The 12432-nt window shown below is 65.4% G+C and carries 11 protein-coding genes; 10 read left to right on the top strand and 1 reads right to left on the bottom strand.

Going from position 1 to position 12432, the window contains the following annotated elements; all coding sequences use genetic code 11:
- Nucleotides 1–445: 445 nt before the first annotated feature.
- Complete coding sequence (locus ACWF4Z_RS13350) at nt 446–1774, bottom strand: FAD-binding oxidoreductase (RefSeq protein WP_452243268.1); 1329 nt, start codon at nt 1772–1774, stop codon at nt 446–448.
- Between the two features lie 280 nt (nt 1775–2054).
- Here ACWF4Z_RS13350 and ACWF4Z_RS13345 point away from each other — a divergent pair, with 280 nt between their 5' ends.
- From ACWF4Z_RS13345 to ACWF4Z_RS13300, 10 genes are all read left to right on the top strand, one after another.
- Nucleotides 2055–2741, top strand: coding sequence for a hypothetical protein (locus tag ACWF4Z_RS13345; protein ID WP_452243267.1), 687 nt, complete (start codon nt 2055–2057; stop codon nt 2739–2741).
- 744 nt (nt 2742–3485) lie between these two features.
- The gene (locus ACWF4Z_RS13340) at nt 3486–4373 is read left to right on the top strand and encodes a hypothetical protein (protein ID WP_452243266.1); all 888 of its coding nucleotides are present in this window, start codon (nt 3486–3488) and stop codon (nt 4371–4373) included.
- Nucleotides 4374–4795: 422 nt separating this feature from the next.
- The gene (locus ACWF4Z_RS13335) at nt 4796–5518 is read left to right on the top strand and encodes a hypothetical protein (protein ID WP_452243265.1); all 723 of its coding nucleotides are present in this window, start codon (nt 4796–4798) and stop codon (nt 5516–5518) included.
- A gap of 193 nt (nt 5519–5711) precedes the next feature.
- Entirely contained in the window at nt 5712–6608 is an 897-nt protein-coding gene (locus ACWF4Z_RS13330) for a hypothetical protein (protein ID WP_452243264.1), read from the top strand.
- Nucleotides 6609–6709: 101 nt separating this feature from the next.
- Nucleotides 6710–7483, top strand: a complete 774-nt coding sequence (locus ACWF4Z_RS13325; RefSeq protein ID WP_452243263.1) for a hypothetical protein — start codon at nt 6710–6712, stop codon at nt 7481–7483.
- On the top strand, nt 7480–8031 hold the full coding sequence (locus ACWF4Z_RS13320) for a CHAP domain-containing protein (protein WP_452243262.1): 552 nt from the start codon (nt 7480–7482) through the stop codon (nt 8029–8031). The genes ACWF4Z_RS13325 and ACWF4Z_RS13320 overlap by 4 nt, the downstream gene beginning before the upstream one ends.
- Nucleotides 8032–8042: 11 nt before the next feature.
- Nucleotides 8043–8357 (top strand): DUF6112 family protein, encoded by a 315-nt coding sequence (locus tag ACWF4Z_RS13315; RefSeq protein WP_452243261.1) that lies wholly within the window; start codon nt 8043–8045, stop codon nt 8355–8357.
- A gap of 15 nt (nt 8358–8372) precedes the next feature.
- On the top strand, nt 8373–9584 hold the full coding sequence (locus ACWF4Z_RS13310) for a hypothetical protein (protein WP_452243260.1): 1212 nt from the start codon (nt 8373–8375) through the stop codon (nt 9582–9584).
- A gap of 5 nt (nt 9585–9589) precedes the next feature.
- Complete coding sequence (locus ACWF4Z_RS13305; RefSeq protein ID WP_452243317.1) at nt 9590–11011, top strand: SCO6880 family protein; 1422 nt, start codon at nt 9590–9592, stop codon at nt 11009–11011.
- Nucleotides 11011–12411, top strand: coding sequence for an ATP-binding protein (locus tag ACWF4Z_RS13300; RefSeq protein ID WP_452243259.1), 1401 nt, complete (start codon nt 11011–11013; stop codon nt 12409–12411). The genes ACWF4Z_RS13305 and ACWF4Z_RS13300 overlap by 1 nt, the downstream gene beginning before the upstream one ends.
- Nucleotides 12412–12432: the final 21 nt, after the last annotated feature.

Below are 12432 nucleotides of genomic sequence, written 5' to 3'. Positions count from 1 at the left end.
CACTTGCTCGACATCGCATCCGCACAGGTCATGGGCGCGGTTGGACGGCGACCCGCAGCGACGGTGAATCTGGCTAACAAGGCGGGGCTAGGGGTTCGGATCCTCTAACCGGCTCAACTGTGATGTCTCCGGAGATCCTGGAAAGACCGGACCCCTTACGGGATCCGGTCTTTTGGCCCTGGGTGGTGGGTCCGGGGGCGGCAGAGAGTTGGCAGTCGTGGGTGGCGTCGAAGTCAACTCGCGGAGGAGGCGGCGATGGCGTCGGCGACGTTCCGTCGTTCGATCTCGATCGCGCAGATAACCAACCCGGCTTTGGGTCCTGAAGGAACGCACCTTCGACGTCCAGGACGTGTTCGTTCGCGTCTAAGCGATGCGCGACCTTGCCGACCTGACGCCAGCCTTCGTCCTCCAGGACTACGCCCAGGAAGCTTGACTCTCGGGTTGTTCAGAATATGTTGTCGGGGTCGTGGGTGGTTTTGATGGTGGCTAGGCGGGTTGCAGTTTGGGGGTTGTAGCCACGGCGGGTGAGGAGTTCTTCGGTGGCCAAGTGATTGACGTAGCCACCGCGGGTGGTGGGTTCGAGGTTCTCCCATAGGTCCCGGGCCCAGTGAAGGTGCGGTTCGGCGTTGGGGTCGTTGGGGGCCCAGGAGGTGAGGATGTCGCACATCCAATTGGCGTCTCGATGGGAGAAGGCGCCGTCGTCGATATCGCCGACTGCACCACCGATGAGGGTGAAGCCGATCCCTGAGGTGGGGCTGGTGAATTGTTGCTGCGCTTTGAGAGCGGCCTCAATCACGGTGTCGTCGAGCGCGTCGAGAAAGGATGCCTTGAGGTAGTACTGGTGGCCGCGTGGCGCCATGACGTCGGTCGCCTGCTGCAGCGCGGTGTAGGGCAGTGGGCCGACCAGGTCGACGACGGGTGGACCGAAGGCACGCAGGGCGGCAAGGGCGGCCTCGCCCTCGGATGGTGCCCCGGTCCATACCGCCTGCACCATGGCCATCGGCTGTCCGTGCATCTCGGCCGGCAAGAACGGTGCTGGTGGTGCGGTCCCGAGCATCGCCATCAGAGCGGCACTTCTGGGAGCGTCGGCAGCCCAGTCCCGGACGAACCGCAGCAGTTCGGGGGCCTTGTCGGCCGTGTAGAACAGGGCTCCGGCCAGGACGGGATGGTTCAGTTCGTGCAGCCGGAACTCGAATGATGTGACGACGCCGACCGACCCGCCACCGCCGCGGAGTGCCCACATCAGATCGGGGTGGTCGTGCTCGTCGACCCGCAGGATGGTGCTGTCGGCGGTGACGAGCTCTGCCGAGATCAGGCTGTCGCAGGTGAGGCCGACGCGGCGTGACAGCCAGCCGAGCCCGCCGCCGAGTGTGAGCCCGGCGACGCCGGTGTCGGACACGGTGCCGCCGGGGAGCGCCAGCCCGACCTCTTGGGTCGCCGCGTCCAGGTCGCGCCAGATGACGCCTGGCGCGACCGTGGCGGTCCGCGCGTCGGTGTCGATCCGGATCTCCTGCATGAGGCCGAGGTCGATGACCACGCCGCCGTCGCAGGTCGACCTGCCCGCCACGTTGTGCCCGCCGCCGCGCACCGCGATGACGAGCTCGTGCTCGCGCGCGTACCGCAATGCCGCCTGTACGTCGGCAGTGCCGGAGCATCGCGCGATCAGAGCGGGCCGCTTGTCGATGTGCCCATTCCACACCCGCCGCGCTTCGTCATAACCCGCCGAGTCAGGCCAGACCAACTCACCCAAGAACTCCCCGCTAAAAACATTCATTCGTCGTTACCTCCAAGCGTGATCACCGAACAGCGTCGCTGGCACCGTGGATTCGAACCCGCGGAGACATCGCCGCATCTGCTCTCAGTACGCGGTCGCCTGCCTATTCGGTTCGCCCACGCTTCCGGACGATGCCGCCAGCAACGGTCAGATGCCTGCCGGTGATCGAGCTGGACTGGTTGGTCATGTCGGATGGGTGGTGGCCGACCGGACTGCGATCCGCACCCGTGACGTCCTCCGTACTGCCTAGTGAGTCGACCCACAAACTGAGAGAGCACAGATGGCGCAGACTGAAGAGGTGGTGGAGTTGTCGGCTCCGGGGCTGGAGCCGCGGCGCGTGGGCCTGCTGACATCGACGGTGGTTGGACCCTTGGGGTTGCTGATGACGCACCTGCTATTCGCGGTGATGACTCTGCACGGCACGAGCGATCAGACGGGCGCCGACATCATGGCGCTGGCAGCAGCTCATCCGGCCGCCGCACGATACGCCACGCTTTCGGCGATCGTCGGTTCGCTGTTCATGGTGCCGGCCGCGATGGCAGCGACGCGTGTTATTGGCAGCCGGTCGGCCCGCCTGGGTTTCTTTTCCGGCACGTTGGTGGCAGCTGGGTACATCTGCTACTTCGGCATCAGCGTATACAACACGGTAATCCTCAAGTTGGCTGAGGACGGCGGAACTGTTCCGGACTTCACAAGGGTTCTGAATGCGACGAATGGCGATGGCCTGGCGTTCAGTTGGATCTCCTCTCTTTTCACTGTCGGAACCATCGTCGGCACATTTCTGCTCGGGATCGCCCTGCTCCGGAGTGCGGTGATCCCAACGGTCGTGGGCGGCTTCATCGCGGCGTGGTCGCCACTGCACATCATCGGGCTGTTCGTGCTCGGCAACGAGTGGCCCGACGTGCTCGGGGGTGTGCTGCAGTTGGTCGGGTTCGTCGCCATCGGCTCTCGCGTGCTGCGAAAGTAGTTGCCGCCAGCTACAAGGCCCGCGACGGGATGTTTTAGTATCACCATGGACGCTCCTATGGATGTCAAGGCGCGGGCTGGTTGGCGGTATGGGGTGGGGTGACGTCGGCGGATTGCGTAGTGGTAGATCTCGCCGGCGAGGTGTCGTTTGAGGCGGCGGATGATGTCCTTCGGCGTTCAGGAGGCCATCCGCGCGATGGGTAGGCCCCGACGGCCCGAAGGCGGTCCTGGCGACGCGAGCGTCTGACTTTGTCTCCTCGAATTGCGCGAGGCCAGCCTGGATCCGGGTAGCGCCAAATAGCGACCACAGATGTCCTTGATCCAGAGATCGAGGTTCCCGGTCTCTCCTGCCGTCGTCATGTTCGTGGGTATGGATGATGTGCTGGATGGTGACGGTCAGGAGGCACCCGGTGGTTCCGACTCTCTCCGGGAGCATCTTGGTGTGTGGACGATGGGGACGTTGATTCGGTTGGTGGATGAGGCCATTGATTCGGCGGGGGCTCAGCTGGCTCGGTCGGCGGGGTTGTGGGATGACTCGTTTGAGGAGCGGTTGGTGCGGGAGTCGGGGCGTCGGCCGCGGCGGTCGGTGGGTGGGGTGGGGGTTGGTGATGCCGAGTTGGGGGAGCCAGGTGCGGATCGTGGGGTGCCGCTTCTCTGAGGGGTCCTGGAAGTGGTGATCCGGGTTCTGTCTGGTGGGTGGTGAGGAGATCTTCGAGGCCGGAATTGTCTGGCTTTGGAGGGCTCTGTGAATGATCCTGGGTTTGCCATTACGTTGGAGGAGCGGCGACGGTTGCTCGAGGCTACGGCTTCGGCGGCGCGGTTCTTCCGGATGCAGTTGCTGAAGGCAACGGGTGGGTGGCCGGTTCGGTACTTGAAGGATGCGGGCGCCGAGCATGTGATGGCGGCGGAGTCGCCTTGGAGGGTTGGGTACGCGCCTGAGGGGTATAGCGGTCTGGTCGATCATCTGCGGTCTGAGGGGTTCGACTATTCGACGATGGTGCGTTCGGGGTTGGTGACGTGGACCGATGACGGGGATGCAATAGATCGGTTCCGGGACCGGATTGTGCTGGTGTCACGGGATCGCCATTTACTGCCAGTGGGGTTCGTGGGCATCGATCCGGAGGGGCGGGCGCAGCCGCTGATCACGACGAGGGAGATTCACCGGCCGGTGGAGGTGCTTGTAGGGATCGAGGAGCAGCTGGATCTGCTGCGCGGCGGTGCAGTTCCGGTGATTGTGCAAGATCCGGTGGATGCGATCGTGTTGTCGAACCTGAGCCGCGAGATGGATCGCGAGTGGGTAGCGATCCCGGACCTTGGCCAGCCGTTGTCGCGCGAGCAGGCACGGTTGCTGAGGAAGTTCACGCTGGGCGAGGACGTCACGCTCATCGTGCGCGATGACGCCAACTCGGTGCAGTTGACGTCGGCGCACGTCCGGGATCTGACGATGCTCTACGACCGGATCCGGGCGGTTGTACTGAGCAGCAGCCCGCGGAAGCTCGCGAGTGAGGCGCCCGGCGAGCTGCAGAAACTGTTGATCACGGCGGAGCCCGCGATGACCATTCCGCTGAGCACGAGATTCAGGCAGGAGCGCGGACTCGATCTGGAGCCGCCTGACCGTGGCCCGCGGTTGTGAGGCAGCGACTGTTAGATGTACACGTCGTTGCTGTCGCGTTCTACCAGGATCGACTGCGGCAGAGACCTCGCGGCTGGGCGGCTTCGCATCTGCGTGAACGCGGTCTCTGTACAGCTCTGGATCCTGGATAGGGGTGGTCGCCGGTCAACGCCGTACGGGCCGTCGCGCCATTGGTTGCGGGCCTTCCGCCGGAGAGAGTGGCGCGTGCGATCTGCCAACTGGCCAAGGCCGTGCAGCTGGACGAGCAGATCGTGTCGCGTGAGGTCCTCGACGCCGTGGATCGACCTGGCCGCAGGTGTCGCATGGGAAGTGGCGACACAATCCTGGCTTAGCTGCCGAGGAGTTCGTCGAGGAACAATCCAGAAGTCCTTGATCGCCGAATCCAGGTTCTCGTTGGTGACAGTGTTCAGCAAATTGAGGTCATGGATGATCTGGAGGACCTCATTGCAGCGGCGGCAAGTTCGGGGTGGGCACCGGAACCGTCGCGACGGTTGGCCGAAGAGATCGAATTGCACATCGTGGCACCGCTGTCGAGCCGGCTGCGGGCAGCTCTCGGAAGCGACGAAGCCGAACAACTCGCGCGAGTGGTCGCCTGGGAGCGATGCCTACAGCTCGCCGTTCAACCGCCGGACGACGGTCTGTCGTGGGGCTACCTCGCCAACCTCGTGCGGTGGCGCCTGCAGGACGCCGTACGAGCAGAGGTCCTCCGGCGCCGTCGCCACCCACCGACCGATCCACTGCCCGACAGCGAAACCGTACGTCTGACTGGATTAGGGCAACATCTCGAGCAAGTGGCGCTTGAATTGGTTGCCGCCGGCATGCGGCCGCCGGTGGCGCGGCGCGTCATCAGGGTCGGAGCAGATGGGCCGCCGTTCTACCGCTCGGCCATCGTCTTGCGTCTGCGGCGAGTAGGCGCGACAACCGAGCAGGCCGAGGCTTTGTCTTGGTTGCTGCGCGGTGGTGCCGGCAAGCCCTCCGCGCTCGCTCGGCTCGCGTTGGGCGAACGACCTGACGACGTCTTCGCTGACCCCGGCGTACGCCGTTGGGTCTGGGCGGCCGCGGGCCGTGATCCGCGGTTTTTCGGCCGAGGAAGCCATCTCGTCCACCGCCGAGCGGTTGAGCCCGTCGCTGTTCGAGCTGCCTGAGGCCGGTTCTCCCGATCTAAGTCGTTGATGGCGGCAACGAACCGCGGTTCTGCAATTCATCGGCCTGCGAGTACGCGTGCTTGCAGGCCGATGCCTTTGTGTGGCGTGTGTCCTGGATGTGGTGATCCGGGTTCTGTGGCGTGGTTGTTCGGGAGATCTTCGAGGCCGGTTCTGTCGGCTTGTGGAGGGTCTTGTGAACGAGGTTGGGTTTTCGATGTCGCTGGAGGAACGGCGGCGGCTGGTTGAGGCGAATGCCTCGGCGGCGGGGTTCTATCGGGGGCAGTTGCTGCAGCGGTCGAGTGGATGGCCGATCGAGTACCTGAGGGAATCAGGGATCGAGCAGGTACTGCGGCAGGATTCCGCGTGGGGGGTCGGGTATGCCCCGGCTTCCGGGACCGAGTTGGTTCAGCATCTGGAGTCGGAGGGTTTCAGCTACCCGACGATGGTGCGAGCCGGGCTCGTGACCTGGAGCGAGGATGCCGTACCGATCGACCTTCATCGCGATCGGCTGGTGATGGTTGCTCGGGATCATCGGCTGTCGCCGGTCGGATTCATTGGCATGGGACGTGGTGGGGTGGCACGCCCGCTGACTCCGGCGACGCCGATCCACCGGCAGTCCAACGTGCTCGCCGGAATCGAGGAGCAGCGGGATCTTCTGGGCGCGGGTGCCACGCCGGTGATCGTGGACGAGCCGTTCGATGCGATCGCGCTGTCGATGGTGAGCAGGAGCATGAACGGCGAGTGGGCCGGAGTTCCTGTCTGCGGTGCCGGCTTGTCGACTGCGCAGGCTCGGATGCTGCGAGGCTTCAGCGCGACTGACAAGGTGATCGTTGCCATCAGTGGTAATCAAGCCGAGCGGCATCAAGCCGCCGGGTACCTCCTCGACCTGGCCTTCTTCTTCGACCGCGTTCGAGCGGTCGAACTCCCAGTTGCACCAGCGACTCTCGTCCAGTGGGAGGGCGGGACGAACGGGCTGCACGACGTCTTGTCGAGGGCCAAGCCGTTGATGACCTATCGCACGACCGGCGCCGGATTTCTCTCGACCCGTGCGGCCGACCCCGATCCGCCCGACCAGACCCCGGGTATCTGATCCAGGACTCCTGGATCGCGAGATCCAGGTTCTCGCACGGCCCTGCCTCGGCCAGATTGAGGGCACGAAAAGTCTCCCGGCCTCATCCGTTGAGGCTCGTTATGACGCACAACTACACCGTCGTACCCCGCCATCACTGGCTCGTTCGGTATTACCGCGCCCAGCTCCGGTTCTACCTGCGCGTGCTCACCGCGCTGCGGCTTGTCCCGCCGCCGATCGCGGTCGCCGGCTACGCGTGGCTGCGCCGTACCGAAATCCCCAAGAGAGGAACAAAGGTGAAGTCTTCGATCCGGTCGAAGATCGTGGTCCCCGTCCTGGTCGTTCTGGGCGTTGTCGTGCTGATCGTGATGTTGGTTGCCCGCTGGCAGCGCCCAGACGGCGGTGCCGGTACGCCGAGCTCCGGCGGCACCGTCGTACCGGGTGAGACTGCGGTGCAGCTGAAGGCGTGGCGGCGGCCCGTGACGTCTGATCCGCGGGAGTTCGCGGTCGCCTATGCACGGGCGATCTGGACCTATGACACGACGCGGCACAGCTATGTCGACTGGCAGAACGCGGTGAGTGTCTTCGCTGACCCGACCAGCGCCGCGCCCGAGGTTGCGCGGAGCCTGCTGCCGCTGTGGTCGGAGTGGGATCAGCTGAGCCTTCACAAGGCTCGGGCCACCGTCGGCGAAGTAGGGGCCGAGGTCACGCCGCAACTCCAAGCGATGGCCAGCAATGCCTCCGCCCCGAAGGGCTGGCATGCGTTCGTCGTCACGGCGAACCAGACAACGATCCTGGACACCGAGACCAAGTTCGTCCAACGACAAGCCGCAGTGGCTGTGGTGTGCACACCGCTGTGCAAGTTCTGGTCCGCGACAGCGCAGGTCTCGCCGTGATCCTCAAGCTGACGCTGGGCGCGGCGCTGCTCGCCACTGGAGTGGGTATGGCGGCCCCGCTGGCTCTCGCGTCGAGCCGCTCGGATACGTGCGTCGCGACCCCCGCCGAGGCGGTGCCGGCCGGTTGCCCCTCACCGGTCGGCACCATCGGAGACCTAGCAGGCGCCGATGATGCTGTGGCGCGGGCACTGCGTCTGGTCGGCAGCCACGGCTACTACCAGCTGTGTGCTCGACTCGCGGCAAACATCTGGAGTCGGCCACGCGCCGGGTATTTCTCAGCGGCTGAGCAGTGGCGCCAGATGGTTGCTACCGGCAACGCACACCGGGCCGATCGACGCCCACCTGTCGGTGCCTTGCTCTTCTGGAAGACCGGTGGGCCGTACGGCCATGTCGCCGTGTACGTCGGCAACGGCTGGATCGTCTCCAACGACATCAACGACGAAGTCCCCGGCGAAGGCGGCGTGTATCTCGTCGACTTCGGACTCATCGAGTCCAAATGGGGCGCCACCTACCTCGGCTGGGCACCGCCCATCTACTCAACTAGCTGAAGGACATCGGCATGCTCAAGTACATCGAAGTCATCCGTGAAGCCACCGTGATGCTGCAAGACCCGGGCGTCACTCCGAACACCAACGGCCTCCCCGGCCTGCCGGCGGTCCGAACGCTCGCAGGCGCGACCGTGACCTTCGCCCTCGTGGCCTGCGTCGTCGCGCTCATTATCGCGGCCGCAGCCTGGGCCTTGGGCAGCATCAACGGCAACCCGGGCTATGCGAGCAAGGGACGGATCGGCGTACTCGCCGCCGTCGGAGCCGCCATCCTGATCGGTTCGGCGAACAGCCTGATCCGCTTCTTCAGCGGCATCAACCTCGGCTGATCGGGGACGAGACCGATGCCCTGGATGGAGTGCTTGATCAGCCCGGCTGCCTGTGCGGTCACGACCGGCACCGACGCGGCCACTGACTCGTTGTGGGACTCGTTCGTCAGCTGGCTGGCCAAGGGGCTGACGCAGATGACGTCGTACGTGTTCCAGGCGTTCAGCGCCAGTACGACGCCTGACTTCAGCCAGTCATGGTGGAAGGACAACCTCGACCTGGTCGTCACCATCTCGCTACCGCTGCTGGTCATTGCCTTCGTCCTGCAATGCGCATCTGCGGCGATCCGACGCGAGCCAGCCCGCCTGGGCCATGCGGTCCTAGGAGCTCTACTCGGTACGGCGGGAGTCCCGTTCGCCGTAGCCGTCGTCGGGGCAACTGGCCGGATGGTCGATGAGCTCGCGACCGCGATTCTCGGGGCACGTCCGGTTGAGCCTGGGCTGAAGAGGATGCTCGACATCACTGCATTGCTGAGCCTCCCAACGCTCGGAGGGTTTCTGGGCGTCGCGGTCTCGCTGGGTATTTTCGCGACCACAGCCCTGTACTTCGTGATGCTCATCCGCGAGGTTGCGCTCGTTGCATTTGTCGTTTTCGCACCGATTGCTCTGGCGAGTTGGACCTGGACCGCGACCAGGCACTGGCTGCGGCGTTGGGTTGAGGTCATCGGCGCTCTGCTGTTCTCGAAGGTGGCGATGGCTGTCGTGTTCAGCCTCGGGTTGTCGGCCACCGGGAATACAGACGAGGCGGGCGGGGTGAGCATCGGTACCTTCCTGACCGGGATCCTCCTGTTCGCAATGGCGGCCTTCGCGCCGATTGCGACGTACTCGTTCATTCACTGGGCAGGCGACCAAGGGCACACCGCAGTCCAGTTGTTGCAGCAGGGGACAGCCGGTGCGAGTGCACTCAAGGAGCGGTTCGATCAGGCTCAGCAGTGGAAGGCGCATCACTTCGGTGGCGGAGGTGGCAGCGACGATGCTGGCGCGGTGGTTGGAAGCGGGTCGGGCGACGACCGTACGGCGGAGGTGTCTGCGGCGAGCGAATCGGTATCACAAGGTGTCGGGCCGGAGGGAACGCTCGCTCCGTCGGTCGGGGTCGAGTCTGCGGCGCCTGGTGCTGATGGCCAGAGCTCCTCGGCGGTGGCCGTCGCCACCAGCCAGGTGTCGGTCGATGTCGATGGCCGGCGGGCCGATGGTCGTGGAGACAGCAACCAGGAAGAGGAGTCACGGTGACGGACATGTTGTCGACGCGGTTCCCGCGGCCCGAGCGAAACGCCGTACTGCTTGGACTTCGGCCGATGCAGATCGCGCTGCTGTTGGTCGCAGTCGTCGTGTTCGTGCTGTCGCTGGCCACCCAACTGCCTCCGCTCGCAAAGGTGACCGGGCTGGCGTTAGTGCCGGTGTGCGGCGTCGTCGCGTTTGCCCAGGCTGAAGAGATTCCTTTGTACCGATGGTTGTTCCTGAGAGGAATGCATATGTGGGGGCTGCTCCGTGGGCGGCAGTCGTTCCGAGCCCGGGTGATGGAGCCGAGGCACCTTGGGCGTCTGCAATTGCCGGGAGAGGCAGGTGCGTTGCAGATCCTGACATCAGCTACCGGCTTTGGCGTCGTACACGATCCGCGGCGGCGACGGCTGATCGCCGTGGCTCGGATCGAGGGACCGGCGCATCTGCTGCAGAACGCGGACGAGCAGGATCGGCGGGTGGCGGCGTACGGTCAGCTGATCGCCGGACTGTGCCAGGGCAACCGGATCGCTCGGGCGCAGATACTCGAGCGGACACTCCCTGATCCCGGCGACGAGCTGGGGGAGTGGGCCAGGCAACGGAAGGTGGATCCGACGACGCCTGCAGGGAGGATCTACACCGATCTCCTGGAGCGTGCTGCGCCTGCTGCGGCCAAGCACGAGACGCTGTTCAGCTTCGCCGTGAACCTGGATGCGGTCGCGCGCGAGGTGCGCAAGCAGGGCGGTGGTCTGGCGGGTGCCAGTGCAGTGCTGGAGTCGGAAGCCCGCGCTTTCCAGACGTCGCTCGCCGCTGCTGGGGTGGCGGGTGCGTGGCTTGATGCGAGTGATCTGGCGGCGAGTCTGCGGATGGCGTTTGATCCGGCGGCTACCCGGACGCTATCGGGCTCGCGTCCCATCGATGCGGCCGATGCGGGTCCGCTGGCGGTTGATGCCGCTTGGGACCACTTGAGGACGGATTCGTCGCTGCATCGGGTGTATGTGATCACCGAGTGGCCGCGGGTGCGTACGACGTCGTCGTTCCTGAGTCCGCTGCTGCTGCGGCCGGGCATTCGCCGGACATTCACCATGGTGCTTCAGCCGATTCCGATTGCGAAAGCCCTGCGGGACGCGCGGCGGCATCAGGTCGAACGGGTCAGCGATCGCGCGACCCGGAATCGGATCGGTCAGATGGAGACCGAGGAGGATCGCCAGGTCGATGCCGACGTGGCCCAACGCGAACGGGACCTCGCTGCAGGCCACGGCGATGTGCGGTGGCTGGGGCTGGTGGTCGTGTCGGCCGACTCCGACGAAGCGCTCGACGACGCCTGCATGGAGATCGAGATCGCGGCGACGCAGGCTCTGCTTGATCTGCGGCGTTTGGTTGGTCAGCAGCTCGAGGGTTTCCTCGCTGCTGCGCTGCCGTTCGGAGTTGGTCTCTGATGCCACTCTCGGCGTACTTCGAGGCCGACGGAGCTGATCGAGCGACTCGGCGAGCCAATCGGCGGGTGCGGTCCGACGTACAGCGCAAGCCGCGCCCAACGCTGCTCGAAGGAGAGGCGGGCTCTGGTCGTGATCGGCGCCTGCTCGTTTACGCGCATCGGGCGACTACGAGAGTGCTCCGCGTCGCGTACCCATTTCTGGCCGAAGGAGGACTTGGGGCCGACGGCACCTACATCGGGTCCGATGTCTTCAGCGGTGGCTCCTTCGTCTTCGACCCATGGGTTCTCTACCAGGCGCGGATCATCACCAACCCAAACGTCCTACTGGCTGGTGTGATCGGAAGTGGGAAGTCGACGACCGCGAAGGCATTGATCACCCGATCCATTGCTCTCGGCCACAAGGCCTACGTGCCCTGCGACCCGAAAGGTGAGTGGACGGCCGTCGCTGCCGCGGTAGGCGGCGCCACGATCCAGCTCGGGCCCGGCCTGCCGACACGTCTCAATCCGCTCGATGCCGGTCGCCGGCCGACGGCGGTCGACGCAGACGAATGGGAACGGATCGTGTGGTCACGGCGCCGAGGATTGCTGGGGACGTTGGCTGAGTCGACGCTCGGCCGCCCGTTGGCCGCAGTCGAACACACCGCGATCGACCTCGCCCTGGAGACCGTCTCGCAGCAGGTGGACGTTCCGACGATTCCTGACGTTGTTGTTGCTCTGTTCACCCCGGATCCGGCGTCGGCTCGACGCGCTGGACTGCAAGCGGCGAACCTCACCGATGACGGTCGCGAGGTTGCGCACGCCATCCGGCGACTGGTGCACGGCGATCTGTCCGGGATGTTCGATGGGCCGTCGACCACCGAGTTCGATCCAACGCTTCCGATGGTCACGCTGGACTCGTCGTGGCTGAGCAGCGGCGGCAACGACCAGGCGCTCCGCCTGACCCTCGCCTGCGCCTCATCGTGGCTCGAGGCGGCCGTCGCGGATCCCGCGGGGGGCAACCGGTACATCGTGTACGACGAGGGCTGGCGCGTGATGCGTGATCCGGCGTTGCTACGACGGATGCAGGAACAGTGGAAGCTCTCCCGCGCGTGGGGCGTCTCCAACATTCTCATCGTGCACCGACTGTCCGACCTCGCCGCCGTTGGCGACCTTGGATCTGAAGCGCGCGCCTTGGCTGAGGGACTGCTGGCCGACTGCTCGACGCGCATCATGCTCCGGCAGGAGAGCGACCAGTTGTCCCGAACTGCGAGCCTCCTCGGACTGACCGACGTTGAGATCGCGACGATCGCGAAGCTGCCCAAGGGCCGGGCGCTGTGGCGGCTGCCGAACCGGTCGTTCGTCGTACAGCTGGTTCGTCATGCCCGCGAGGTCGAGTTGTTCGATACCGACGGCCGGATGTAGGAGCAATGAACCAACGCCCAC

It is taken from the genome of Kribbella sp. NPDC055071 (assembly GCF_053608045.1).
This window is presented reverse-complemented; position numbering and strand designations above follow the sequence as displayed.

Coding starts and splice junctions, on each gene's coding strand:
- ACWF4Z_RS13350 (WP_452243268.1), bottom strand. CDS start 1,774: ATGAATGTTTTTAGCGGGGAGTTCTTGGGTGAGTTGGTCTGGCCTGAC.
- ACWF4Z_RS13345 (WP_452243267.1), top strand. CDS start 2,055: ATGGCGCAGACTGAAGAGGTGGTGGAGTTGTCGGCTCCGGGGCTGGAG.
- ACWF4Z_RS13335 (WP_452243265.1), top strand. CDS start 4,796: ATGGATGATCTGGAGGACCTCATTGCAGCGGCGGCAAGTTCGGGGTGG.
- ACWF4Z_RS13325 (WP_452243263.1), top strand. CDS start 6,710: ATGACGCACAACTACACCGTCGTACCCCGCCATCACTGGCTCGTTCGG.
- ACWF4Z_RS13315 (WP_452243261.1), top strand. CDS start 8,043: ATGCTCAAGTACATCGAAGTCATCCGTGAAGCCACCGTGATGCTGCAA.
- ACWF4Z_RS13310 (WP_452243260.1), top strand. CDS start 8,373: ATGCCCTGGATGGAGTGCTTGATCAGCCCGGCTGCCTGTGCGGTCACG.
- ACWF4Z_RS13305 (WP_452243317.1), top strand. CDS start 9,590: ATGTTGTCGACGCGGTTCCCGCGGCCCGAGCGAAACGCCGTACTGCTT.
- ACWF4Z_RS13300 (WP_452243259.1), top strand. CDS start 11,011: ATGCCACTCTCGGCGTACTTCGAGGCCGACGGAGCTGATCGAGCGACT.